Raw genomic sequence first — 26084 nt, 5'->3', positions numbered from 1 at the left:
ACCGCAAGCGTTTTTGCCAGATGGAGTTTCGCCATGACTGCGGCCCAGCCTGAGGGGGTCCAAACCTCTCCCGCGTTCACCCCCCGTGTCTTTTCGGGGATCCAGCCCTCCGGAGGGCTGACACTGGGAAACTACCTTGGCGCGATAAAGCGGTTTGTCGACATGCAGGCCGACGATTTCGAGACGATCTACTGCGTCGTGGACCTGCATGCGATCACCGCTAAACTGCTCGAACCGGATGCGCTGCGACAGCAGACACGTGAATTGGTCGCCGGCTATATCGCCAGCGGGATCGACCCGACAAAATCCATCCTTTTCAACCAGAGCCAGGTGGTCGAACACACGCAACTTGCGTGGATTTTCAACTGCGTGGCGCGTGTGGGCTGGATGAAGCGCATGACCCAGTGGAAAGACAAGGCCGGCAAGAACCAGGAGAATGCGTCTCTTGGACTGTTTGCCTATCCGGCGCTCATGGCAGCGGACATCCTGTTGTATCACGCCACCCATGTGCCCGTGGGCGAGGACCAGAAGCAGCATCTTGAGTTGACCCGCGACATCGCGATCAAGTTCAACCATGATTACGGGACAGAATTCTTCCCGATCACCGAACCTGTGATCGAAGGCGCCGCGACGCGGGTGATGTCCCTGCGAGACGGATCCAAGAAAATGTCGAAATCGGATCCCTCGGATGCCAGCCGCATCAACATGACAGACGATGCAGACACGATTGCCCAGAAGGTGCGCAAGGCCAAAACCGATCCCGACGCGCTGCCGTCCGAGGCAGAGGGCCTGGAGCGTCGGCCCGAAGCCCGGAACCTTGTAAATATCTATGCAGCGCTGGCCGAACAATCGGTAGAGGCGGTGCTGCGCGACGTGGGCGGCAAGCCGTTCTCCGAATTCAAGCCGATGCTGTCCGACCTCGCGGTGGAGCGGCTTTCACCGATTTCCGGGGAAACGGCACGCTTGATGCTGCACCCCGACGAGATCGATGCAATCCTGCGCGGCGGCGCGGACAGGGCGCGGGAGATCGCAACCCCGATCCTGAAAAAGACATATGATATCGTCGGCATGGTTCAGGGATAACAGGCAGAGACGCTCTCTGGACCTTCGGGCTGACCGGACCTAACGTGCGCGCCAAAGAAGGAGAACACGATGGCCACCGGCACCAACATTCATACCTATTTCAATGGCTCTTGGCATGCGGGCGACGTGGCCGTGATGAACGCCGCAGACCATGGCGCCTGGCTGGGAAGCGGCGTGTTCGACGGTGCCCGGTATGTCAACGGTGTGGCGCCCGATCTGCTGGCCCATTGCGAGCGCGTTAACCACTCGGCAAAGGCGCTCATGGTCACCCCCACCGTCAGCGCCGAGGACATGGTGCAGATCGTGTGGGACGGCCTGCGCGCATTTCCAGAGAATAGCGCCGTCTATATCCGTCCGATGTACTGGGCCATCGACGGCGATCAGACCGCGATCGTTCCGCAGCCGGACAAGACCGGCTTCGCCATCAGCCTCGAAGAAATCCCGATGGCTCCTGACACCGCCAGCGTCTCGCTGGGCAAGACCCGGTTCCGGCGTCCGGTGATGGAGGACGCGGTGGTGAATGCCAAGGCGGGCTGTCTCTATCCCAACAATGCGCGCATGCTGGCCGAAGTGCGTGCGCGCGGGTTCCAGAACGCATTGGTCACCGACGCGATGGGCAATGTCGCAGAAAGTGCGACCGCCAATGTATTCATGGCGAAGGACGGAGAAGTGTTCACACCGATTGCCAATGGCACGTTCCTGGCCGGGATCACCCGCGCCCGGCATATCGCCAACCTCGCCGCCGATGGCACCAAGGTCCACGAAACCGTTCTGAGTTTTGCGGATTTTGAAGCCGCGGACGAGGTATTCCTGTCCGGGAACATGAACAAGGTCACGCCAGTGGTCGGGTTCGAAGACATGTCCTTCCAGGTCGGCCCGGTCACCCGCCGGGTCCGCGAGATGTATTGGGACTGGGCGCATTCCGGGTAACGTCGATCGGCCAGACATCACGGATACCTCGAACACGCCGTGCGCGTGCCTCCCGTTGCCCCTTGCTGATGCACCAATCGGGACACACGCACGCAGCCGTATGGTCTATTGCACGGGTCCGGTTCCTGCGGCATGATCCGCAACGGGAGAATGTCTATGCGTAAATTTCTTGTCGTGCTGGATGACAGCCGCGAATGCCTCAACGCCATGCGGTTTGCCGCGATGCGGGCGTCGCACACCGGGGGGGGCGTGCAGATTCTCTCGATCATTGCGCCGGACGAGTTCAACCACTGGATCGGCGTTGGCGAGGTGATGCGCGAAGAAGCACGCGAACGGATTCACGCGCATTTCGAGGTGTTCGCGAAATGGATGCGCGACAAGCAGGATGTCGATCCCGAGCTGGTCATCCGCGAAGGCGAAGCCGTTGCCGAGATCATAGCGCTTGTGCAGGACGATCCCGACATCGGCGTGCTTGTCCTTGGTGCGAACACCGACAAGAAAGGTCCCGGCCCGCTTGTCACGCAACTGACCAAGAACGCGGGTAGCCTGCCGATACCCATTACGATTGTACCAGGTGAATTGTCCAAGGAACGGCTCGAAGCGATAACCTGACCGGGCCTCTGCTTGGTGCGACGATGGGTTTGAACGCGTTTGGTTGAAACATCCGATGTTTCATACAACCCAGGCGACTTCATTTGCGCTGGTCTCACGGGCCGCAATGGCCGAATAAAACTGAGCAGCGCAGACGAGCGCCGGCTGAACCCGAGTGACGCTTTCAGACGTGATATCGATTTGTCGCAAATCATTGTAGGTTCCGGGAGCTTTGATGTGACTCTCGATCTGTTGAGATGACACCCGAAAAATCTTAGAACGGTTCTAAACCTTGACGCTGCGCGCGTGGGGTCGCATATAGTCAATATCCTATCAGGAGGCGACGCCATGTTCATCCAGACCGAATCCACGCCCAACCCCGCGACGTTGAAGTTCCTGCCCGGCCAGACGGTGCTCGACATGGGAACGGCGGATTTTCCGACAGCAGAAGGCGCATCGGCGTCACCGCTGGCGACCCGGCTCTTTGGCGTCAGCGGCGTGAAAGGTGTGTTCTTCGGGCATGATTTCGTCACCGTGACAAAGGATGATGAAACCGATTGGGACCACCTGAAACCGGCCCTTCTGGGCGCGATCATGGAGCATTTCCAGTCGGGCGACCCCGTGATGACCGACGATGCGCAAGCGCCCTCCGGCCATGCAGAGCATACCGGCGAGGATGGCGAGATCGTTGTCCAGATCAAGGAACTGCTTGACAGCCGCGTGCGCCCTGCCGTTGCACAGGATGGCGGCGACATCACGTTCCACGGCTTTGAACGCGGTGTCGTCTACCTGCACATGCAGGGGGCGTGCGCTGGCTGCCCCTCGTCCACCCTGACACTGAAAATGGGCATCGAAAACCTGCTGCGCCACTACATCCCCGAGGTTACAGAGGTGCGCCCGGTTGCCGTCTGACACGACGTTACTGGCCTTCGATACATCGGCTGCGCACTGCGCGGCCGCATTGGTTTCAGGAAACCGCGTAATCGCAACGCAGGTCGATCAAATGTCACGCGGGCAGGCCGAACACCTGATGCCCATGCTCGACGCGTTTCTGACACGGCATGGCGTGACATGGCACGACCTCACACGGATCGGTGTCGGGGTGGGACCCGGCAATTTCACCGGCATTCGCATTTCCGTGTCGGCCGCACGGGGGGTGGCTCTGGGGCTGGGTGTCCCGGCCATCGGCGTTTCGGCGCTCGACGCGATTCACCGGATGCGGCCTGACGTGACCGCTGCGGTCGCGGCGCCGCGTGACATGATCTACGTCCAGGCGCCGGGGGAATCAGCCCGGATTGCAACCGCAGCCGACGTTCCGGATGCCGTTTTCGCGACCGATCCCGATGCCCTGATCGCCGCGATCGCGTCCTGCGCGGCAGACGCCGATGCCGCCATGTCCGAGCGGCCCAAACCACTTTACATCAAAGCGGCGGATGCCGCGCCGTCGCGCGACACGGCCCCGGTAATCCTGTCGTGACACCCGAGGTCTTTGCCCGGATCATGGACCGCGCCTATGTGGACATGCGACCTTGGTCATCACAAGAGATTGCCCGGACCCTGGAAAATTCCCATGTCTATTTCCTGACCCGCGATCACGGTGGGATGATCGCCCAGATTGTGGCCGATGAATGCGAAATCCTTGCCCTCGCCACCGATCCGGCGGCACAGCGGCGCGGCGTCGCCACCGCGATCCTGGCAGAACTTGTCAGCCTCGCCCATGCCAAGGGCGCCCGACGCATCTTCCTTGATGTGGCGCGCAACAACGACCGTGCCCGCGCGTTCTATGCCGCGCTGGGATTCGTCCGGGTCGGCACCCGTCCGGGCTATTACACTCTGCGCGATGGCACGCGCGACGATGCCGTGCTGCTTTCGCATGCCATTGACGCCGCCTCCCGAAAAGTTGCGCCAACGTAACACCGCGGCGAGGCAAAAAGCGGTTGACCCTCTGGCACGCCTGCGGCCTTAATTGCACCTGATCACATGATCCAATCAAGCGGCGCGTCAAACTCGCCGCCGTCCAACACCCGGGAGCTTCAAATGACCCTGATGACCAAACTTTGCAGTGCAGCCGCCACACTGGCTCTGACCGCTGGCGCGGCTGTCGCCGAACCGGCGCTGATCTACGATCTTGGAGGAAAGTTCGACAAGTCCTTCAACGAGGCTGCCTTCAACGGCGCGGAACGCTGGGCCGAGGAAACCGGTGGCAGCTATCGCGACATCGAACTGCAATCAGAAGCGCAACGTGAACAGGCCTTGCGACGCTTTGCCGAAGCCGGTGCCAACCCGATCGTGACAACAGGCTTCGCCATCGCGTCGATCCTTGGCGATGTCGCACCCGACTATCCCGACACGAAGTTTGTGAACATCGACGGGTTTTTGCAGGACATCCCCGAGAACGTGCAGATGATCAGCTTTCAGGAGCATCAGGGATCCTACCTCGTGGGGATGATGGCCGCGATGGCGTCCGAAACCGGGACCGTCGGTTTCATCGGCGGTATGGATGTTCCGCTGATCCGGCATTTCGGCTGTGGTTACGCCCAAGGTGCCAAATCGGTAGACCCGGACACCGAGGTTATCGCGAACATGACCGGCACGACACCCACCGCGTGGAACGACCCGGTCAAAGGCTCGGAATTGGCGCGTGCGCAGATCAGCCAGGGCGCAGATGTGATCTACGCAGCCGCCGGTGGCACCGGTGTCGGCGTGCTTCAGACAGCCGCGGACGAAGACATTCTTTCGATCGGCGTAGACAGCAACCAGAACCATCTTCATCCCGGCAAGGTCCTGACCTCCATGCTCAAGCGCGTCGATGTCGCCGTCTACAACGCGATGGAAGCTGGCGAGGATCTCGAAACCGGCTCGAGCACCGTTCTTGGTCTGGCCGAGAACGGCGTCGGGGTCGCGATGGACGAGAACAACGAACAGCTGGTCAGCGAAGAGATGATGACTGCAGTCGAGGCGGCACGCCAGGAGATCATCGATGGCGATCTTGACGTCGTAAGCTACTATGCAAACGACAGCTGCCCGGCGATCAGCTTCTGATTTCACACGCAAGCGCCTTAAGATTCGGGGCGGCTGGAAACGGCCGCTCCATCCATGTCAGGCCACCGGCCCGAAGCCGAACACAGGGATTGTCCCCATGTCCAACGCCGATACGCCCGAAGCCGACCTGCTCACGGATGCCGTGGCGCCGGCGATCCAGCTAAAGGGCATTTCCAAGGCCTTTGGTCCTGTTCAGGCCAACAAGAACATCTCGATCAGTGTCAAACCCGGCACGATCCACGGCATCATCGGAGAGAACGGCGCGGGAAAATCGACCCTGATGTCGATCCTCTACGGGTTTTATAAAGCCGATAGCGGCCAGATTTTGATCAACGGCGCGGAAACCCAGATTCCCGACAGCCAGGCTGCAATCCGCGCCGGCATCGGGATGGTGTTTCAGCACTTCAAGCTGGTGCAGAATTTCACCGTCCTGGAAAATATCATCCTGGGCGCCGAAGACGGCCCGCTGCTCCGCCCGTCGCTGAACAAGGCGCGCGGCGTGCTGAAACAGCTTGCCGAGGAATACGAGTTGAATGTCGATCCCGACGCGGTCGTCGAACATCTGGACGTCGGCCACCAGCAGCGGGTCGAGATCCTCAAGGCACTGTATCGCCAGGCCGATATTCTGATCCTTGACGAACCGACAGGCGTTCTGACGCCGGCCGAGGCGGATCACCTGTTCCGAATCCTCGAGAACCTGCGCAAAGAAGGCAAGACGATCATCCTGATCACCCACAAACTGCGCGAAATCATGGATGCCACCGATACCGTGTCGGTAATGCGACGGGGCGAGATGACAGCAACAGTGCAGACATCCGAAACCAGTCCCGAACGGCTGGCCGAAATGATGGTGGGCCGCAAGGTCCTGTTGCAGGTCAAAAAGACACCCGCTGAGCCGGCCGGGCCGATCCTCGAGGTCGAGAATCTGCGCCATGTCGATGAGCAGGGCGTCGAGCGGCTCAAGGGCATCTCTCTTGACGTGCGCGGCGGAGAAATTCTCGGGATCGCGGGCGTGGCCGGCAACGGTCAGTCCGACCTGCTCGAAGTGCTGGGCGGATATGCCGAAGGCACCGGGACGATCCGCGTGCGCGGCAAGGAGATCGACCTGACAGGGCGCCATTCAGACGGCCAGTCACGCCGCGCGGACGGCATCGCCCATGTGCCCGAGGACCGGCACCGCGAGGGGCTGATCATGCCGTTCACGGCATGGGAGAACATGATCTTCGGCTATCACCGCGACCCGGGCATTCAGTCCGGACCGCTGATGGACAATGCCGCCATCAAGACCGAGGCGGCTGCCAAGATGGAGCGTTTCGATGTGCGCCCGCCCGACCCGAGGCTGGCTGCACGCAATTTTTCCGGCGGCAACCAGCAGAAAATCGTTCTCGCGCGCGAAATCGAGCGCAACCCGGATATCCTGTTGGTGGGGCAACCGACCCGCGGCGTTGACATCGGCGCAATCGAATTCATCCACCAGCAGATCATCCGCCTGCGCGATGAAGGCAAGGCGATCCTTCTGGTATCCGTTGAACTGGACGAGATCTTCTCACTCTCCGACCGCATCGCCGTGATGTTCGATGGCCGGATCATGGGCGAACGCGTCCCGTCGGAGACCAACGAACAGGAACTGGGCCTGCTCATGGCCGGTATCACGGACACGGCGCATGCGCATGTGCCAGCGTCTCCGATGGCGATGTCCGAAGCCGAGTTGCAGAAAGCGGCAGTGGAGGCCCCGGAGCCAACCACTCCCGAGCCGCCCGCGCCTCCCCCATCCGAGGCTGCAAGCGACACACAGCCGTCTGCAAAAGCAAAAGACGCGCCGGGCAAATCCAAGGATCATCAAGAAAAGCCCAGACCGTCGGAAAGCGTTGCCTCGCTGAGCGCGACGCTGCCGCAATCCACCGCATCCGTACCAAGGCAACCGCCCCCCCGACAGGACCCGCAGGAGAGTGACCCGAATGGATAAGATGCCCGGCTGGGCCGATGCGGTCCTTGTCCCCCTGTTTTCGCTCTTTCTCGCCGCGCTGCTGTCGGCCTTGGTCATCATCGGCATCGGCGAAGATCCGATTGCCGCGTTCAAGCTCATGGTCGATGGCGCGCTGATGCGGTCTGCGGGCTGGGGCTACACGTTGTATTATGCGACAAACTTCATGTTCACCGGCCTCGCTGTGGCGGTTGCCTTCCATGCCCGGCTCTTCAATATCGGCGGCGAGGGCCAGGCGATGATCGGAGGCCTGGGCGTTGCGCTGGCGTGCCTCTATATCCCGTGGCCCAACTGGTACGTGGCGCTTGTCGGGGCCACCGTATCCGCCGCGATCTTTGGTGCGCTCTGGGCCCTGATCCCGGCTTATCTGCAAGCCAAACGTGGCAGCCATATCGTGATCACAACGATCATGTTCAACTTTATCGCGGCAGCCGTTCTGAACTACATCCTTGTCAATCAGCTGCGCCCCCAGGGCGCGATGGATCCGTCCTCTGCAAAATTCCCCGAACCCACGCATCTGCCGACATTTCAGGACATGTTCTCGACCTCCTCTGACCAGTTGTTCCGCGGCGCGCCTGCGAACGTGACGTTCTTTGTCGCCCTGCTGGCGTGCCTGCTGGTCTGGATGCTGATCTGGCGTACCAGGCTCGGGTATGAAATCCGCGCATTCGGTCATTCGCCCTCCGCGGCGCAATATGCCGGGATCAGCCCGATCAAGATTACCGTGGTGACCATGCTGATTTCCGGCGGATTGGCCGGAATGATGGGACTCAACACCACGATGGGAGAGGCAGAGCGCCTCGTGATGAACGCAACCGAAGGCGCCGGCTTTATCGGCATCGCCGTGGCGCTGATGGGCCGGTCGCATCCGCTTGGCGTCCTGCTGGCGGCGCTGCTTTTTGGCTTCCTCTATCAGGGCGGCGCCGAACTGGCCCTCTGGACCGACATCCCGCGCGAGCTGATCGTTGTGATCCAGGCGCTTGTGATCCTGTTCACCGGGGCGCTCGACAACATGGTGCGGATGCCGCTGGAACGTATGTTCGCCGCACTGCGCAAATCAGAACGACCGGGAGATCGCTCCGCCCGGTCCGGACCCGCAGAATGATCGATCTCGCTGTCTACCTGCCCGGCATCTTGGCCGCCTACGCGATCCTCATCGTTGGCGCTGCATCGCCCGGACCTGCCGTTGCGATGCTCTTGGGGATGGCGACGCACCAGGGGCGGCAGCCGGCGCTGCTGGGCGCATCCGGGATTGCGTTCGGCTCTGCCACGCTGAACCTGCTGACACTCTTGGGGGTCGGATACTTGATGTCCCAGGCGGCCTGGGCAATGACCGGGCTGCGCTGGATCGGGACGGCTTACCTGCTCTGGCTGGCATGGGGCGCGTTCCGCAAAGCCGTCACGCCGCCCCCCGAGATCGCAACGAATGCGTCGGTCCCGGCATCCGCGATACAGGCCTTCGCCAAGGGCTACGCGTTGCAGATCACCAATCCCAAGGCCATCGCCTTTTGGCTCGCCATCGCCTCGGTCGCCGCCACAGCCGGTGCCGGATGGTCGATAAAGGCGCTTTTTGTTCTGGGAGGGTTCTTGATTTCCTTCGCCTGCCATGTCGCATGGGCGCTTCTCCTGTCGGCCCGTCCCGTGCGCGCAGCCTATCAACGCAGCCGAGGCTGGGTCGAAGGGGCACTGGGCGGATTTTTCACCTTCGCCGCATTCAAGATCGCAACCAACAGGACCTGACACATGGATTTCTTGACGACACTTCAGGTCCTGGACAGCGCGATACGCCTTGCCACGCCGCTGCTATTGGCCTGCCTTGCCGGCCTGTTCTCCGAACGCGCCGGAATTCTCGACATTGGTCTCGAAGGCAAAATGCTGGCCGCCGCGTTCTTTTCCGCTGCCACCGCGTCGATCACCGGTGATGTCTGGCTTGGCCTTGGAGCCGGAATCGTGGCCTCCATGGCGCTGTCCCTCGTGCATGGGCTGGCCTCGATCACGTTTCGGGGCAACCAGCTGATCTCCGGTGTGGCCATCAATTTTCTCGCCGCCGGTCTGACCGTCCTCATCGCGCAGGCTTGGTTCAGCCAAGGAGGGCGCACCCCGTCCCTGATCGGCACGGGGCGCTTCGAACCGCTAACCCTCCCCGGAGCAGAGATGCTCACCGGCATCCCGTTGGTGGGCCCGATCTATTCCGAGCTGATCTCGGGACACTCGATCCTCGTCTATGTCGCCTTTCTCATGGTGCCACTCACATGGTGGCTGCTCTTTCGCACGCGCTTTGGTCTCCGGCTGCGGGCGGTTGGCGAAGCGCCCGAAGCGGTGGACACAGCCGGGGTCTCGGTCGTCGGCGTGCGTTACGTCGCAGTTTGCATTTGCGGTATCCTGTGCGGGCTGGCCGGCGCTTATCTGGCCACTGCGCTGCAAGCGGGGTTCGTGAAAGACATGACCGCCGGGCGTGGCTTTATCGCGCTTGCCGCACTGATCTTTGCAAAGTGGCGACCCTGGCACGCGCTTTACGCCTGCCTGCTGTTCGGCCTGCTGCAAGCCGTCGCGCTGCGGTACCAGAATATCGACCTTGGCGCCTTCGTCGTGCCGGTGCAATTCATGGACGCGCTTCCCTATATCCTGACCGTGGTGATCCTTGCCGGGTTCGTCGGCAAGGCGATTCCGCCACGTGCGGGCGGCCAACCCTACGTCAAGGAAAGCTGACACTCGGCTAAAGCACCTGTTTCCATGCGCTGAAACCCGGTGATGCGCCTGCGCATCACCGCAGGAGACCTGGGTCCAGTTGACCCGTTTTCATAAGTTCTTTTTTGCAATTGCGGCATTGCACCGCTTGAAACGGGACAAAACTTGGGTCTATGCACAAACATGATGATCTACCTGCCCATCGCCGAGGTATCGGTCAACGCCTTCCTTTTGCTTGGCTTGGGCGGCATGGTCGGTGTCTTGTCCGGCATGTTCGGCGTCGGCGGCGGCTTCCTGATGACGCCGCTGCTGTTCTTCATCGGCATCCCGCCCGCAGTCGCCGTCGCAACCGAGGCCAACCAGATCGTCGCCTCCTCCTTTTCCGGGGTTCTGGCCCATCTCAGGCGCAAGACCGTCGATCTGAAGATGGGGACCGTTCTGCTCGTTGGCGGACTTGTCGGCGCGGCGCTTGGCGTCGGCGTGTTCAACTACCTTAAAAGCCTTGGCCAGGTCGACCTGCTGGTCAAGCTTTGCTACGTCGTGTTCCTGGGGATCATCGGCGGGATGATGTTCTTCGAAAGCCTCAACGCGATCCGCAACACGAGGTCGGGCAAGCCGCTGGCGCGCAAGAAACACAATTGGGTGCACGGCCTGCCCTTCAAGATGCGCTTCCGCACATCGGGGCTTTATATCTCCGTGATCCCGCCACTGATCGTAGGCGTGCTGGTTGGCATCCTCGCCGCGATCATGGGGGTCGGCGGTGGCTTCATCATGGTGCCCGCGATGATCTATATACTGGGCATGCCGACAAAGGTGGTGGTCGGCACATCACTGTTCCAGATCATCTTCGTCACCGCCTTCACCACGCTTCTGCACGCCACAACGAACTACACGGTCGACATGGTCCTTGCCGTGCTGCTGCTTGTCGGCGGTGTGATCGGTGCTCAATTCGGCGCGGTTCTGGGCGCACGGCTGAAAGCCGAACAACTCCGCATCCTTCTGGCGATGATGGTGCTGGGCGTCTGCGGCAAACTGGCGCTCGACCTGCTCCTTCAACCGACCGAGCTCTTCTCGATCGGCACGGCGGGGGATCATTGATGCGGTGGCTGCTCCTCCTGCTGCTGGCCCTGCTCACCGCGCCCCTGCGGGCCGAGGAGGTCGTTCTGGGCCTGAGCCAGGACCAGGTATCGATCTCGACCAACTTCGACGGCTCCGAGATCATCATCTACGGTGCCATCAAACGGGAAACGCCGATCCCTGAAAGCGACCCGCTGCAAGTCATCGTCACTGTTTCCGGTCCGCTGGTCCCGGTCACCGTGCGCCGCAAGGACCGCCGCTTCGGCATCTGGATCAACGTCGATGCGGTCGATGTCGACGCCGCGCCCAGCTTCTACGCGGTGGCCACCTCCGCGCCATGGGACGAAGTCATCACCAACACCGAGGACCTGCGCCACACCGTCTCCATCCCCCGCGCCATCCGGTCGGTTGGCGCACCGATGGGCGTGGACGAGCCACAGGCCTTCACCGACGCAGTGATCCGCATTCGCAGCAACAATGGACTCTACGCCCTCAAAGAGGGGGCGGTGGAGCTGCGTGAATCGACCCTGTTCAACACGTCGATCCGAATGCCCGCAAACCTGACCGAAGGCGATTACGCCACCCGCATCATCCTCACCCGCGGCGGCGAGGTCGTGTCGGTCTACGAAACCGGCATCGACGTCAGAAAGGTCGGCCTCGAACGCTGGCTCTTCAATCTCTCGCGTGAACAGCCATTGCTCTACGGCCTTCTGTCGCTCACCATCGCAATCGCCGCCGGATGGGGCGCTTCGGCCGCCTTCCGGCTGATGCGGTCGGGCTGATGCGCGCGCCGCCAGGCACCCGCGCCGGGTATCGCGCGTTTCGCATGCTACCCACGCGCTGGCAGGACAACGACGCCTACGGCCATCTCAACAACGCCACCTATTACGCACTTTTCGACACGGCCGTCAGCCTCTGGCAGATGGACCAGGGGATGATGATTTGCGGCCCCGAGGCAACGAAATTCCTCGTTGTAGAAAGCGGCTGCCGCTACCATGCCGAACTCGGCTTTCCCGACATCCTGACCGCGGGGATCAGGGTCGCCCATATCGGCACATCGTCGGTCCGTTTCGAGATCGCCCTGTTTCGCAATGACAGCGACAGCGCCGGTGCAGAAGGCTTCTTCACACAGGTCCATGTCGGTGCCGACAGCCGCCCGTCCCTGCTGCCCGAGGATATCCGCGCAGTGCTGACGCAACTGATACCCTGACCTTCTTCGGTTCAAAAATATCCCCGCCGGAGGCAAACCCGAGGCCGCAGCGCGCAGCGCGAGCGCCGAGATATCCTGTGCGTGCGACAGCACGCTCATTTCTCGTGGAAAAACGCGTAGATTCGATCAGCGAGGGCCGCACTGATCCCCTCCACTGCCTTGAGATCAGCCAGATTGGCGCGACTCACCGCTTTGGCTGATCCGAAATGCGCCAGCAATGCCCGCTTGCGCGCGCCGCCGACGCCGGCGATCTCGTCCAGCGGGTTCGACATCTGCGACTTCGCCCGTTTCGCCCGGTGCGTGCCAATGGCAAACCGGTGCGCTTCGTCCCGCAACCGCTGTACGAAGTAGAGAACCGGATCATTGTGGCGCAGGGCGAAGGGACGTTTGCCCGAGCGATGGAATTCCTCTTTCCCCGCGTCACGATCCACGCCTTTCGCGACACCGACCATCGGGATGTCCTCGACGCCCTGGTCCTCCATGATCTCCTGCACGGCGGATACTTGCCCGGCGCCCCCGTCAATCAGAAGCAGATCCGGCCACAGTCCCCTGTCACGGTCGGGGTCGTCCTTCAAAAGCCGTTTGAACCGTCGGGTCAGCACCTCTTTCATCATGCCGAAATCGTCACCCGGAACCAGCTCATCGCCTTTGATGTTGAACTTGCGATACTGGCTTTTCACGAATCCTTCCGGCCCGGCGACGATCATCGCGCCGACGGCACTGGCGCCCTGGATATGACTGTTGTCGTAGACCTCGATCCGCTCCGGCGGGGCGTCCAGATCAAACGCCTCGGCCAGCCCCCGCAAGAGCTTGGTCTGCGTTGCGGTTTCAGCCATGCGGCGGGCCAGGGATTCCTTAGCATTGCGCAGGGCACCGTCGACCAGCTCCGATTTCTCTCCCCGGCGCGGCACCGCGATCTCGACCTTGCGGCCGAGCTTTTCGGTCAGAACCTCGGTCATCAGGTCCGCGTTCTCGATCGGATGTGACAGCAACAAGAGTCGCGCGGGTTCCTTGGTGTCGTAGAATTGGCCGATGAACGCCTCCAGCGCCTCGGCCTCTTCCACGTCCGGGCCGACCCGCGGATAGAAATCCCGGTTGCCCCAGTTCTGGTTCGCCCGGATAAAAAAGACCTGAACGCAAGCCTGCCCCTTTTCCAGGTGCAACGCGATCACATCCGCCTCGGTGACGCCGCGCGGATTGATCCCCTGCGCGGTCTGGACCTGCGTCAGCGCGCGGATACGGTCGCGCAGGGCGGCGGCGCGTTCGAATTCCATATCTTCCGAGGCCTGTGCCATCTGCTTGGCGAGCGTTTCCTGGATGTTGGTCGACTTGCCGGACAGGAACCGTTCGGCATCGCGCACGGTTTCAGCATAGTCCTTTTCCGAAATCTTGCCCACGCAAGGCGCGCTGCAGCGTTTGATCTGGTACAGCAGGCAGGGTCGCGTGCGGCTGTCGAACATCGCGTCCGAGCAGTTGCGCAACAGGAACACCTTCTGCAACTGGTTCAACGTCCGGTTCACCGCGCCGGCGCTGGCGAAAGGACCGTAATAGGCGCCCTTGTCCTTTTTCGCACCACGATGTTTGTGAATCATCGGGTAGGCGTGATCGGTGACGTGGATGTTCGGGAACGACTTGTCATCCCGCAAAAGAACATTGTAGCGCGGCTTGAGCTGCTTGATCAGGTTCTGTTCCAGCAGCAGCGCCTCGGTTTCCGTCCGTGTCGTCAGGAACATCATCGACGCGGTTTCCGAGATCATCCGCGCGATCCGCCCCGAATGCCCCGAGGGCCGCGCATAATTCGACACCCGCGCCCGCAGGTTGCGCGCCTTGCCGACATAGAGCACGCGAGCCTGCGCATCGAGCATCCTGTAGACGCCCGGACTGGCGTCCAGCGTCTTGAGATAGCTCTGGATGCAGGCGTGACCTGTCGGGCTTTCGGTGTCGGGTTCGGTGGTCATATTGTGATCGGCTGTTTATCCGGCATGGCGCTGCGATTCTATCCGCGTCGCTGCATGATCGCGCAGGCTGGTGCAACTGTTAAGGCATCCACGCATTCTGTGGATAACTCTGCGGAGAAGTTTTGGAAGTTAGCGAATTTTCTTTGTTTTCCGGCGCCTTCCCAGATTTGCCTAAAATTTAGGCAGTAAATTAAGTCATTGATATCGTTTATCATTTTTCTTAACACGCGGCAAGTTGCTGAAAACGTTAAACCTTTCGTAACGCTTTCGTGACACCTGCGTGACCGGTGCAAAACTTGCCGCCGCCCGGCATCATTCCACCCCGATCACGTCCGGCGTCTGCCAGGCAAGGTGCTGTCCACCATCGACACACAAGAGCTGCCCGGTGAGCGCCGGGGCGTCGAGGAAATAGCCAAGTGCCGCCGTGATATCCGATGTATTCGCGCCTCGTTTCAGAACGGTCGCGGCGCGCTGCTTGGCAAAATGCGCTTCGCTCTGCCGACCGCCGCGAAGCGTCGGACCGGGACCGATCGCGTTGACCCGGCACCGGGGTGCCAGCGCCTGCGCTGCAGTCTGGGTCAAGGCCCACAGGCCCATTTTGGCAATGGTGTAGCTCATGAATTCAGGTGTCAGTTTGCGCACCCGCTGGTCGATCATGTTGACCACCAACCCGGATGCCACGGGTTCACCCATGTCGTCGGTACCCGGCGCGGGCAGTTGCGCCGCGAAACCCTGGGTCAGCACGAAGGGTGCGCGCAGGTTGCTTTCTATATGCCGGTCCCAAGTTTCGCGGGTGGCCGTTTCGAGGGTGTCATACTCGAAGATCGACGCATTGTTGATCAAGACGGTCAGAGGCCCGCCAATGCCATCGACGGCATGATCGATGAGCGCCTGTGTTTCATCTTCTCGCAACAGGTCAGCCCGGACCGTGCAAGCGTCGCGCCCTTTGGACCGGACAAGCGCCGCCACCTCCTCTGCCGCTGCGTCAGAGCTGGCATAATGCACCGCCACATCAAATCCGCGCTCCGCCAGATAGAGCGCCATGGCGCGCCCCAGCCGTTTGCCTGCGCCGGTGATCAGTGCTTTGCTCATGAGAAGCCTCGTCGTTACATGATGACAAGCGCAATGTAGCCCAGATAGAGCGCGGACAAGACCACACCCCAGGTACGGGTCAGGTCACGGCCGAGGAACACCAGCGGAAAGATAAGCAGCGACGCGCCCAGCATGACCCACAGATCGAAGCGCAGGAATGCCGGATCCACCGGGACCGGTGAAATGAGCGACGCGACACCGATGATGGCCAGGAGGTTGAACATGTTCGACCCGATCACGTTGCCCAGCGCCACATCCGCCTGTTTGCGCAACGCCGCCATCACGGTGGTCGCCAATTCCGGCAGGGACGTTCCCAGGGCCACCAGTGTCAGGCCGATCACGGCGTCGCTGACGCCAAACAACGTGGCAATCTCGACCGAATTGTCGACCAGCAAATCCGCGCCCAGGGGCAGACCCACGAGGCCCACGAGAAGGTTGAGGATGATCTTCCACCACGGCATGTCGGGATCGGCGCCTTCGAGGTCTTCCTCTTGCGGGTTGGCCTTGCCGGCGCGGCGATGGGCCATCGCTTCGCGCATCGAATCGCCAAGGATCGTCGCAAGAACCAGCAGCAGGACAATGCCCGCGATCCAGTCGAACACCCCGCGAGACGCCAGCGCGATGAACAGCACCGACGCGCCCAGCATGATGACATAGCTTTTGCGCGTGTTGCATTCGCTCGTGTGCATCACGGCCAAGAGCGCGGGCACACCCAGCACCAGCAGAATGTTCGCCGTATTCGATCCCACGACGTTGCCCATTGCGATACCCGGCACGTCTTCGAGCGCTGCCTTGATGGAGACAAGAAGCTCCGGCGCGGAGGTCCCGAACGCCACCACTGTCAGGCTGACGATGAGCGCGGGGATGCCGATCCGCAGCGCAAGGTTGACGGCTCCCTTCACCAGCGCGTCCCCCGCGAGAAGCAGGATCACCAACCCAAGAACCACGCCACCCCAGACCAAAACCATTCAGCGCACCTTCCGTGTGCAGGGGCACGGTCCTTTTCCGATCCGGTACCGGCCGCAGTTTTTGCATTTGGCGCTGGCCAGACGCTTGGCCCCCGGCACCCGCAGCTTGCCGAACATGGCAAGCCCCCCCATCACGATCAGGAACAGAAAGACGATCTTGGTGATCACGTTACAACCCGTAGCGCGCGAACTCGGCGCGGTCCTCGATGGCGCCGAGGGCATCCTTGGCCATCGTGGCGCCCAAGCGGCTCAAAAGGGGTCGGCGTTGCTCGTACCGGCGGAATTCGGTCTTGTCGCCGAACCGGTCTTTCATCGCGGGGATCAGGTGGCCAAGCGCGTCAGCAAGCCCGACATCGACCGCCCCCTGCCCGACCCAGATTTCGCCGGTATACAGATCCGGGTTATCGGCCAGCCTGTCTCCGCGGCCGGTTTTGACCTGAGTGATGAAGGTTTCGTGCAATTGCCCCAGAAGGCGGTTCAGACGGGCCACGTCCTCTTCGTTTTCGGGGCGAAACGGATCGAGCATCGATTTCGATTTTCCGGCGGTATAAACGCGCCGCTCGATTCCCTGTCGCTGCAGGAACACATGCGCCCCGAACCCCGCCGAGATCACACCGATAGAACCAAGGATCGACGCCTGATCAGCGTAGATCTCGTCGGCCGCGCTGGCGATCCAGTACCCACCCGAAGCGGCAACATCCTCGACGAAGGCGTAGACCGGGATCTCTGTTTCCTCGGACAGGCGCCTGATGCGCGCGCCAATGAGCGAGCTTTGGACAGGGCTGCCACCGGGCGAGTTGATCTCGAGCGCGACGGCCACGGGTTTGCCTTTGCGAAACGCCTTTTCCAACAGCGGGCGCAAGCTTGCGTCGCTCAGAGTTCCCCGCGTGCCCGAGGCGATCGTGCCCTGCATCCGGATTACGGCGACTGTGGGGTTGGATTTCACGAATGGGATAAAGCGCTTCATCACGCTCATTTAGATTGCGGCCGAGAGGCATACAAGGCGTGTCCGGAAATATGGCCCTGGGTGTGGGCTGCGGGACGCGTCAGACAAGGGGCCCGGATTGACCCGATGTGTTTCGCGCGCGAAACATTGGGGCCGGATCGGACCTATTAACCATTTGTTAAAGTGTTTGAAAATGCGGCCCCATTGGCCCGCGCGAAGTGCCTTCATGGCTCCGGCACTCGTCGCAAAACCTGGCTGGCAGGCCGGCGTTTCAGGAGCGGAACGTTTCGCCGCTGCGCCCTAGTAAAAACTCTGCGGATCAATGTCGATCGCCATGCGCAGATCGCCCTTGAGCTTGAACGGTGCGACCCAATCCATCAGCGCGGGTTGCAGCGGCGTGCCCTTGGAGGCCTTGACCAGAAGCCGCACGCGGTGGCGCCCCCGGACGCGGGCGATCGGGGCCGGCGCGGGACCAAACACTTTCGCCCCGATGCGGCGCAGCGGGGCATCGTTCCGGGCAAGCGCATTCCCCAGGTCGAACACCTCTTGCACATCCGTCGACGACAGGATGATGCCCGCAAGGCGCCCGTAGGGTGGCACCCCGGCGGCACGACGTTCGCCGGCTTCCGCGTTCCAGAAGTCCTGTTCGTCGCCCGACAGGATCGCCCGGATCACCGGGTGCTCGGGCTGAAAGGTCTGCATCAGGGCCTGCCCGGCTTTCTCGGCGCGCCCTGCCCGTCCGGCCACCTGGCGCATGAGCTGAAACGTGCGTTCGGCCGCGCGCAGGTCCGATCCTTGCAGGCCCAGGTCCGCGTCGATCACGCCCACGAGTGTCAACAACGGGAAATTATGTCCCTTGGCCACAAGCTGCGTCCCGATGATGAGGTCCGCGCCCCCGGCTGCAATGGTCTCGATCTCCGCCTTCAAGGCGCGCGCAGAGCCGAACATATCCGACGACAGCACCGCCAGGCGCGCCTCGGGAAACAGGGTTTGCGCCTCTTCGGCAAGGCGTTCGACACCGGGTCCGACAGCAGCGAGACGATCTTCGGCTTCGCAAGAGGGGCAGACAGTGGGCAGCGGTTTGGTCTCCCCGCATTGATGGCAGACAAGACGCTTCAGGAACCGATGCTCCACCATGCGCGCGTCGCAGTGCTCACAGCCGATCTGGTGACCGCAGGCGCGGCAGATTGTAACCGGCGCATAGCCCCGGCGGTTGATGAAAAGCAGGGCCTGTTCCTTGTTGTCCAGCCGCCGCTGTACCGCGCGTTGCAGTGCCGGTGAAATCCAGCTTGATCCCGGAAGCTTTTCGTTGCGCATGTCGATGGCGTGCATGTCGGGCATGACCGCCGCACCAAAGCGGGAGGTCAGGGTAAGCCGCGCGTATTTGCCCGCATCCGCGTTCGCCCAGGATTCAAGGCTTGGGGTTGCAGAGGCAAGGACCACCTGCGCGTCGCAGATCGACGCACGCAGCACGGCCATGTCCCGGGCGTTGTAGAGAACCCCGTCTTCCTGCTTGTAGGAGGTGTCATGTTCCTCGTCCACGACGATCAGCCCCAGGTCGCGGAACGGCAGGAAAAGCGCCGAGCGTGCGCCAACGACAAGCTGTGCCCCGCCCTGTGCGGTCATTTTCCAGACCCGGCGGCGGTCGGTCATGGTGACGCCGGAATGCCATTCGGCCGGTTTCGCGCCGAACCGCGCATCGACGCGCATCAGGAATTCCGAGGTCAGCGCGATTTCCGGCAGCAGGACCAGTGCCTGTCGTCCCTGGGCCAGACATTCGGCGACCGCTTCGAGGTAAACTTCGGTCTTGCCCGAGCCGGTGACACCCTTGAGCAGGGTTGTGCCATAGGTGCGGCTGGCGACAGCACCGCGCAGGGTGGCGGATGCGGTGGCCTGATCATCGGTCAGATCCTTGCCGGCATGCGCCGGGTCAAGCGTCGGGAACGGCGTGTCGCGCGGGCTATCCTCTTCGCGGACGGCTCCGAGTTTGGCGAGCCCCTTGACGACAGAGCTCGTCACCCCTGCCGTCTCGGCCAGCTCCTTGAGCGTCAGCGACAGGCCGCCCATGTCGCGCAGCACCGCGAGCACACGGCGGCGCGCGTCTGTCATGCGCTCGGGGTCGGTGTCACCCAGACGGTAAATCTTGCGCATCGAGGGTGGATCGCCCAGCCCCGGTGCGCGGGTGGCCAGGCGCAGCATCGCGGGCATCGGCGTGAGCGTGTAGTCACCCGCACGGGTGAGGAACGACATGAGCTCCTCGCGCATGGGCGCGGTGTCGAGAACGCGGATGACGGACCGAACCCTGGAGATGTCGTAGTCGCCCTTGCCCGGCCCCCAGACCACACCCAGAACTTTGCGCGGACCAAGCGGCACTTCGACAAAGGCTCCCAGGTGACAGCCACCTTCGGGCGCGCGATAATCCAGAACCCGGTCAAGCGGCTGAGTGGTGAGCACGCCGACAAGCGCACCTGCGTCAAAGTAACTGGATGTTAGCGCCATCATTTCGGGCTTTCGATCATCATTGTCATGGGGTAAATGGCCGGGTAGGAAAGGCCAACCCATCGGAGGACCCAGCCCATGAAATTCTTTGTCGATACCGCAGAAATAGATGCCATCGCCGAGTTGAACGATCTGGGCATGGTGGATGGCGTGACCACCAACCCATCGCTGATCAAGAAATCGGGCCGCGATATCCTGGAAGTGACCAAGGAAATCTGCGACATGGTGGCGGGTCCGGTCTCTGCCGAGGTGATCGCGCTCAAGTCCGACGACATGATCGCGGAGGGACGTAAGCTTGCCGGCATCGCCGAGAACATCGCGGTCAAGGTGCCGCTGACCTGGGACGGGCTGAAGGCGTGCAAGGTGCTGACCGATGAAGGCAAGATGGTGAATGTCACGCTGTGCTTCTCGGCCAACCAGGCGCTTCTGGCGGCCAAGGCGGGTGCAACGTTCATTTCGCCCTTCATCGGACGCCTGGATGATCTGAACATGGACGGGCTCGACCTGATCGCGGACATCCGCGAGATCTATGACAATTACGGGTTCGAGACGAACATTCTTGCCGCGTCGATCCGCACCGCCAATCACATGAGCGATTGCGCCAAGATCGGGGCCGATGTGGCGACTGCGCCTCCAGCGGTGATCAAGGCAATGGCGAACCACCTTCTGACCGACAAGGGTCTGGACCAGTTCGTGAAAGACGCGCAGGCGGCCAATATCAAGATCGTCTGAGTTTGGTCCAAGCCGCTTCGAAGCGGCTTGGACAAAGCGGGTTCGAAGCGGCTTTGAAAACGCGGTTCAAACCGCGTTCTGAAACGCCCTTCGAAGGGCGTTCCGGCGCGGCTGTCACAGGTCCTGCAGATGCTCCACTTTTAGCGAAAAAAGGCGGGCATCTTGGCCGGGCTCCTGTTAATGTCCAGCAAGATACAACATCACGAGGTCGGCATGAGCAGCCCCCGCATCGACGATGATTTGCGCGAAACGATCATGACGCGCCCTGATGTGATCCTCGAGGATCAGGACCTGATGCGCGCGCTGATCGCGGCGAATGAGCGTGCGATGGGCGGGAATATCGTCGATCTGCGCGGGATCGCGATGGACCGTCTCGAAGCCCGGCTGGACCGGCTTGAGGATACGCACCGGTCGGTGATCGCCGCAGCCTATGAAAACCTGGCCGGAACCAACCAGGTGCACCGGGCGATCCTGCGGATGCTGGATCCGGTAGAATTCGAATCTTTCCTGCGCGACCTCGGCGGCGAGGTGGCCGAGATCCTGCGCGTGGATGTCGTCACGCTGGTTCTGGAATCGGTGCAGAACGATGACGATCCCGCGATCAAGCGGCTGGGAACGGTCCTGTCGGTGGCCGCCCCCGGTTTCATCGACGACTACCTGAGCACGGGACGCAATGCGCCGCCCCGGCAGGTGACATTGCGCCAAGTCGAGACCGGCACAAGCGCGATCTACGGCCAAAAGGCCGACTGGATTCGCTCCGAGGCGTGCCTGAAGCTCGACTTCGGACCTGGCCGTTTGCCCGGGTTGCTGGTGATGGGCGCGGAAGACCCACATCAGTTCACACCGCAGCAAGGCACCGACCTTCTGACTTTCTTCACCGGTGTGTTCGAGCGACAGATGCGGCGTTGGCTGTCGTGACCCTGACGATCTATCCGGCGGCGCGGGACGCTCTGGAGGGGTGGCTGGCCTCGAGCCGTGCGCTCAATGGCACATCGGAAAACACGCTCACCGCTTATCGCTGCGACGTGCTCGATTTCATCGCCTTCATGACGCACTACAAGGGCGAAGCGCAGGGCCTGGCTCCGCTGGCGCGGATCACGGTGCCGGACATGCGGGCCTGGATGGCCCGGACCCGAAGCGAAGGGGCAAGCGCACGGTCGCTGGCGCGCAAGCTTTCGGCGGTCAAATCCTTCTACCGTTGGCTGGCTGAGCGTGAAAGCTTCGAGCCGACAGCGGTTCTGTCCACCCGCGCGCCGAAATTTGAAAAGAAACTGCCCCGCCCTTTGAACGAGGATGCGGCGCGGGCGATGATCGACACGGTGGGCGAGCAATCCCGCAAAGGCTGGGTCGGCGCGCGGGACATGGCAGTTGTGACGCTGCTTTACGGCTGCGGTTTGCGGATATCCGAGGCGCTTGGCCTGACAGGGCAGGACCTGCCCCTCAGCGAGGCGATACGCATCACCGGAAAGGGCGGCAAGGAACGGGTGGTCCCTGTCCTGCCCGTCGCGCGGCAGGCGCTTGCCACCTACATCGCGGCATGTCCCTTCGAGATGGAACCGGGGTCGCCAGTGTTTCGCGGCGTGCGGGGCGGGGCGCTCAGCCCGCGGATCGTACAGAAGGCGACAGAACAGGCGCGGATGCAACTGGGGCTGCCAGCCACGGCAACACCACATGCGATGCGGCACAGCTTTGCGACACATCTTCTGTCCGCGGGCGGAGACTTGCGCGCGATCCAGGAACTTCTCGGTCATTCATCCCTGTCGACGACACAGGCCTATACCTCTGTCGATACGGTACACCTGATGAAGGTCTACGAGGCCTCGCATCCCAAATCGAAGTGATTGTCCAAGATACAAGGTTTCGCGGGAAATCCGGGCATTGCGGTGCAATGGTCCGGGCAGCGCCGCAGCGCTTCGGGTCCCGACAGGCCTCCCGACCCGAGCTTTCGCAGCCAGCATCCCGCCAAGGACATCGCCGTTGTCCGCGCGTGGGAATTCGGCCCCCTGGACCACAGGCAAGATGACACCCGAGGTCTAGGAATAGATGATGCGGATGAGTGTACCGTTCCGAACGCAGCTCACGGAGATCGCGGCAGCTTGGAAGCGTGGCCAGAACAACGAGGGTCCGCGACGCGCGAGGGCGGCGGCACGATTGCCACCGACCGCCGGATGCGAGATTGACACTCTCGCGGCCGCTATGGCCGATCCGCCCCCGTTATGATTCAGGCAACACGCCGCTTTTCAATTGCACCGCGACGCGCGTACAGTCCAGATCCCAGTGACACACCTCGAATACCAGGAGCACACAGATGCAATTACTTCGCTCGGGCCCCTCCCCGTTTGTACGCAAGGTGCTGGTGACCCTGCACGAAACCGATCAATACGACGATGTCGAGCACGTCAATGTGGCCTCCACGCCGCTGGAGCCGGATTCCAAACTGATCGCGGCGAACCCGGTCGGCAAGATTCCGGCACTGGTGCGTTCGGACGGGCCGACGATCTATGACAGCCGGGTGATCTGCCGCTTTCTGGATGCGCGCGCGAAGGGCGGGCTTTATCCCGAAAACCGCATCTGGGACACTCTGACGCTCGAGGCGACCGCCGACGGGATCCTGGATGCCGCCGTGCTTATGGTCTACGAGACCCGGTTCCGCCCCGAAGACATGGTGATGATGCCCTGGGTCGAGGGCCAATGGGGCAAGGTGTCCCGCGCCCTGGATGCGTTGAACACCCGCTGGATGAGTCATCTGAACGGACGCTTGGACATGGGCCATATCGCCGTGGGCTGCGCGCTCGGTTATCTTGACCTGCGCCACCCGGTGCGAAGCTGGCGCACCGGACGCGATGGCCTTGCTGACTGGTTCGAGTCTTTTTCCAAACGCGACAGCATGGTGGCCACGGATCCCGCATCCTTATAGCGTCCGGGCCCCAGACAACATCGCTGTGTCTTGCGCACGCGTCCTGCCGGGGGTACCGACGCAGCAACTCTTCGAAAGGATGACGCCGCGATGCGGATGATTGACACGTTTATCAAGCCGATGCACCCGGAGGGCCGCAAATTCGTCGTAACATTCGCTGCGATCACGCTTGGCCTGTTCTTTCTCGAAGACCTGCTGGGCTGGATCGGCGTCGGGTTGACGATCTGGTGCTACTACTTTTTCCGCGACCCCGATCGCGTGGTGCCGGATCGCGCGGGTCTGGTGGTCAGCCCGGCGGACGGCGTTGTGTCGCTGATCGGTCCGGCGGTGCCCCCGCGCGAGCTTGGTCTTTCCGACACCCCCCTGACGCGGGTCAGCGTGTTCATGTCGGTGTTCAATTGTCACGTGAACCGCGCACCGGTTGCGGGCAAGGTGGAAAAGATCGCCTACAGGCCGGGCAAATTCCTCAATGCCTCGATGGACAAGGCCAGCGATGACAACGAACGCAATTCACTGGTCATCCGGATGGAAGACGACCGGGTCCTGACCGTGACCCAGATCGCCGGGCTGGTCGCGCGCCGCATCGTGACCTTCACGCAGGACGGCGCGGTTCTGGACCGGGGCGAACGGTTTGGCCTGATCAGATTCGGATCGCGGCTCGACATTTATCTGCCCAATGGGGTGACGCCATCGGTCAAGATCGGCCAGACCATGATCGCCGGCGAGACGGTCATCGCGGACCTTTCGGCATGAGTGAACAGCGCAATGGCGAGAAACTGACACTGGTTCAGTTGTTGCCCAACATGCTGACCGTGACAGCCATTTGCGCCGGATTGACCGCGATCAGGTTCGGATTGCAGGGCAATTACGAATTGGCGGTTCAGCTCATATTGCTGGCCGCCATCCTGGACGGGCTTGACGGGCGACTGGCCCGCGCGCTTGGCAGTGACAGCAAGATGGGCGCGGAACTGGATTCGCTTGCCGATTTCCTGAATTTTGGCGTCGCGCCGGGGATGCTTCTTTATGTCTGGGCGCTGGAGGACACGCGGCAATTGGGCTGGATGGCCGTTCTGGTCTATGCGGTCTGCGCGGTGACCCGGCTCGCGCGGTTCAACGTCGCCCGCAAGGCCGAAACCGTAAGCGGCGAAGGCGCGTATTTCATCGGGTTCCCGTCCCCGGCCGGGGCCATCCTGGTGATGCTGCCGATGTACATGTCCTTCGCCGTCGAAAGCCCGCAGATCGTTCCTGACGTGCTTCTGGCAGGATATATCGCAGGGGTCGGGCTGTTGATGATCGGACGGTTTCCGGTCTGGTCGTTCAAGACCACGCGGATCAGCCAGCGGCGGGTCAAGATGTTCTTGGTCGGATTTGCCGCCATCGGCGCGGCGGTCGCGATCTACACCTGGATCGCTCTGGTCGTGCTGAGCCTGATATATGTCGGCGCGGTTGTCTGGATGCTGCCCGGGTCCCGCCGCGCCATAGCGCAGGCGCGTTCGGCGGACAGCAAGAAAGACTAGCGTCAGGTCCCTTGGGACGTGTCGCGTCCAGTTTCGTTCCCGCGCCCAAGTAACCTTTTGATCAGCCACGTCGGGGCATTGCACACCGACTGGCCGCTTGTGCGAGATGCGGCCTAGAACTTGAGCGTCAAGCCAAGGTTGATCGCGTTGGTCTTGATATCACTTTCCAGCTCTCCGCCTTCGGGCAGGTCCACTGTGTTGCTCGAATAGGTGAACTGGTATTCGCCGAATACCGCGAAGCGGTCGTTGAGGTCATAGCTCATCCCGGCAGTCAGGCGTGCTGCGGGACCGGTATACTGGTATTCGAAAGTTTCGACACCGGTGGTCGTGTCCACATCGACATGCGGCACTGCCACGCCGAGACCACCGCCGACATAGGGCGTGATCGCGCCTTCGGCCCAGGCACCCGGCCAGCGCTGGTAGGCATTGGCGGTCAGGATGTTCAAACCGTCGGTGAATTCGAGGTCGGAAAAGCCGATCGCCGCTTTTTCATCATCCGGCGCGTATACCTTGGTGTGGGTGAATTCGAGGCCGAAGCCAAGATTTTCATTTTTCCACCACGTGCCGCGCACACCGTAGTAAGGGGGCATTTCGAAGGATTTTCCTTCCCACCCGATAAGTGCGTCGATTTCAGCACCAGTCCCCGGATAGTCGCCGTAGACACGGCTGTGTGGTGCGGTCTGCCAACCTGAATAGATCGACAGTTCCGTTTCCGCCAGCGCCGGACTGGCCGCCGCGGTGGAGATGGCTGCGAGAATACCTGACAGAATCATTATTTGCATGGGGGGCCGTCCGTTCTGCTGTTCTGGCTGGCTTAGCACGCCAATGTTGCACCGTCAGGGGCGACTGC

The 26084-nt window shown here is 61.9% G+C and carries 26 protein-coding genes; 20 read left to right on the top strand and 6 right to left on the bottom strand.

Annotated elements, in window-relative coordinates; all coding sequences use genetic code 11:
- Positions 1-33 precede the first annotated feature (33 nt).
- From trpS to LCF59_RS10375, 14 genes are all read left to right on the top strand, one after another.
- Positions 34-1083 (top strand): tryptophan--tRNA ligase, encoded by a 1050-nt coding sequence (gene trpS / locus LCF59_RS10440; RefSeq protein WP_292287405.1) that lies wholly within the window; start codon positions 34-36, stop codon positions 1081-1083.
- A 69-nt stretch (positions 1084-1152) separates the two neighbouring features.
- Entirely contained in the window at positions 1153-2013 is an 861-nt protein-coding gene (locus LCF59_RS10435) for a branched-chain amino acid aminotransferase (RefSeq protein ID WP_292287404.1), read from the top strand.
- Positions 2014-2169: 156 nt separating this feature from the next.
- Positions 2170-2625 (top strand): universal stress protein, encoded by a 456-nt coding sequence (locus tag LCF59_RS10430; protein ID WP_292287403.1) that lies wholly within the window; start codon positions 2170-2172, stop codon positions 2623-2625.
- 327 nt (positions 2626-2952) lie between these two features.
- Positions 2953-3516, top strand: a complete 564-nt coding sequence (locus LCF59_RS10425; protein WP_292287402.1) for a NifU family protein — start codon at positions 2953-2955, stop codon at positions 3514-3516.
- On the top strand, positions 3506-4081 hold the full coding sequence (gene tsaB / locus LCF59_RS10420; RefSeq protein WP_292287401.1) for a tRNA (adenosine(37)-N6)-threonylcarbamoyltransferase complex dimerization subunit type 1 TsaB: 576 nt from the start codon (positions 3506-3508) through the stop codon (positions 4079-4081). Before LCF59_RS10425 ends, tsaB begins: the two co-directional genes overlap by 11 nt.
- Positions 4078-4518, top strand: coding sequence for a GNAT family N-acetyltransferase (locus tag LCF59_RS10415; RefSeq protein WP_292287400.1), 441 nt, complete (start codon positions 4078-4080; stop codon positions 4516-4518). Before tsaB ends, LCF59_RS10415 begins: the two co-directional genes overlap by 4 nt.
- A gap of 123 nt (positions 4519-4641) precedes the next feature.
- Positions 4642-5646 (top strand): BMP family ABC transporter substrate-binding protein, encoded by a 1005-nt coding sequence (locus LCF59_RS10410; protein WP_292287399.1) that lies wholly within the window; start codon positions 4642-4644, stop codon positions 5644-5646.
- Between the two features lie 97 nt (positions 5647-5743).
- A complete protein-coding gene (locus LCF59_RS10405; RefSeq protein WP_292287398.1) occupies positions 5744-7612 on the top strand; it encodes an ABC transporter ATP-binding protein in 1869 nt (622 codons plus the stop codon).
- A complete protein-coding gene (locus LCF59_RS10400) occupies positions 7605-8735 on the top strand; it encodes an ABC transporter permease (RefSeq protein ID WP_292287397.1) in 1131 nt (376 codons plus the stop codon). The genes LCF59_RS10405 and LCF59_RS10400 overlap by 8 nt, the downstream gene beginning before the upstream one ends.
- Positions 8732-9370 (top strand): LysE family translocator, encoded by a 639-nt coding sequence (locus LCF59_RS10395; RefSeq protein WP_292287396.1) that lies wholly within the window; start codon positions 8732-8734, stop codon positions 9368-9370. The genes LCF59_RS10400 and LCF59_RS10395 overlap by 4 nt, the downstream gene beginning before the upstream one ends.
- 3 nt (positions 9371-9373) lie before the next feature.
- Positions 9374-10339 (top strand): ABC transporter permease, encoded by a 966-nt coding sequence (locus LCF59_RS10390; protein ID WP_292287395.1) that lies wholly within the window; start codon positions 9374-9376, stop codon positions 10337-10339.
- Positions 10340-10501: 162 nt separating this feature from the next.
- Entirely contained in the window at positions 10502-11416 is a 915-nt protein-coding gene (locus tag LCF59_RS10385) for a sulfite exporter TauE/SafE family protein (RefSeq protein ID WP_292287454.1), read from the top strand.
- Positions 11416-12177 (top strand): TIGR02186 family protein, encoded by a 762-nt coding sequence (locus LCF59_RS10380; RefSeq protein WP_292287394.1) that lies wholly within the window; start codon positions 11416-11418, stop codon positions 12175-12177. The genes LCF59_RS10385 and LCF59_RS10380 overlap by 1 nt, the downstream gene beginning before the upstream one ends.
- Positions 12177-12605, top strand: coding sequence for a thioesterase family protein (locus LCF59_RS10375; RefSeq protein WP_292287393.1), 429 nt, complete (start codon positions 12177-12179; stop codon positions 12603-12605). The genes LCF59_RS10380 and LCF59_RS10375 overlap by 1 nt, the downstream gene beginning before the upstream one ends.
- A 95-nt stretch (positions 12606-12700) precedes the next feature.
- Here LCF59_RS10375 and uvrC read toward each other — a convergent pair whose 3' ends face one another.
- From uvrC to LCF59_RS10350, 5 genes are all read right to left on the bottom strand, one after another.
- Positions 12701-14563, bottom strand: coding sequence for an excinuclease ABC subunit UvrC (gene uvrC, locus LCF59_RS10370; protein ID WP_292287392.1), 1863 nt, complete (start codon positions 14561-14563; stop codon positions 12701-12703).
- Between the two features lie 312 nt (positions 14564-14875).
- Positions 14876-15655: an SDR family oxidoreductase gene (locus LCF59_RS10365; protein ID WP_292287391.1), complete on the bottom strand. Its 780-nt coding sequence runs from the start codon at positions 15653-15655 to the stop codon at positions 14876-14878.
- A gap of 14 nt (positions 15656-15669) precedes the next feature.
- A complete protein-coding gene (locus LCF59_RS10360; RefSeq protein ID WP_292287390.1) occupies positions 15670-16623 on the bottom strand; it encodes a calcium/sodium antiporter in 954 nt (317 codons plus the stop codon).
- 169 nt (positions 16624-16792) lie between these two features.
- On the bottom strand, positions 16793-17590 hold the full coding sequence (locus LCF59_RS10355; RefSeq protein ID WP_292287389.1) for a S49 family peptidase: 798 nt from the start codon (positions 17588-17590) through the stop codon (positions 16793-16795).
- Between the two features lie 279 nt (positions 17591-17869).
- Positions 17870-20071: a primosomal protein N' gene (locus LCF59_RS10350; protein ID WP_292287388.1), complete on the bottom strand. Its 2202-nt coding sequence runs from the start codon at positions 20069-20071 to the stop codon at positions 17870-17872.
- A 75-nt stretch (positions 20072-20146) separates the two neighbouring features.
- Between LCF59_RS10350 and fsa the strand changes: the two genes are divergently transcribed.
- The 6 genes from fsa to pssA all read left to right on the top strand — a co-directional run bounded on the left by fsa (position 20147) and on the right by pssA (position 25234).
- Positions 20147-20800: a fructose-6-phosphate aldolase gene (gene fsa, locus LCF59_RS10345; RefSeq protein WP_292287387.1), complete on the top strand. Its 654-nt coding sequence runs from the start codon at positions 20147-20149 to the stop codon at positions 20798-20800.
- 213 nt (positions 20801-21013) lie between these two features.
- Positions 21014-21718, top strand: coding sequence for a DUF484 family protein (locus tag LCF59_RS10340; RefSeq protein WP_292287386.1), 705 nt, complete (start codon positions 21014-21016; stop codon positions 21716-21718).
- Positions 21715-22641, top strand: coding sequence for a tyrosine recombinase XerC (locus LCF59_RS10335; RefSeq protein ID WP_292287453.1), 927 nt, complete (start codon positions 21715-21717; stop codon positions 22639-22641). Before LCF59_RS10340 ends, LCF59_RS10335 begins: the two co-directional genes overlap by 4 nt.
- Positions 22642-23108: 467 nt before the next feature.
- Positions 23109-23717, top strand: coding sequence for a glutathione S-transferase (locus LCF59_RS10330; protein ID WP_292287385.1), 609 nt, complete (start codon positions 23109-23111; stop codon positions 23715-23717).
- Between the two features lie 30 nt (positions 23718-23747).
- Entirely contained in the window at positions 23748-24470 is a 723-nt protein-coding gene (locus tag LCF59_RS10325; protein ID WP_292287384.1) for a phosphatidylserine decarboxylase, read from the top strand.
- Complete coding sequence (gene pssA / locus LCF59_RS10320) at positions 24467-25234, top strand: CDP-diacylglycerol--serine O-phosphatidyltransferase (protein ID WP_292287383.1); 768 nt, start codon at positions 24467-24469, stop codon at positions 25232-25234. The genes LCF59_RS10325 and pssA overlap by 4 nt, the downstream gene beginning before the upstream one ends.
- Positions 25235-25347: 113 nt before the next feature.
- On the opposite strand, the gene LCF59_RS10315 is transcribed toward pssA, so the two are convergent.
- Positions 25348-26016, bottom strand: a complete 669-nt coding sequence (locus tag LCF59_RS10315; RefSeq protein ID WP_292287382.1) for an outer membrane beta-barrel protein — start codon at positions 26014-26016, stop codon at positions 25348-25350.
- Positions 26017-26084 lie beyond the last annotated feature (68 nt).

The organism is Marivita sp. (assembly GCF_020055675.1).
In the GTDB taxonomy this organism is placed as follows: Bacteria; Pseudomonadota; Alphaproteobacteria; order Rhodobacterales; family Rhodobacteraceae; genus Marivita.
The sequence above is the reverse complement of the archived record's forward strand: the minus strand, read 5'-3'. Positions and strand labels throughout refer to the sequence as shown.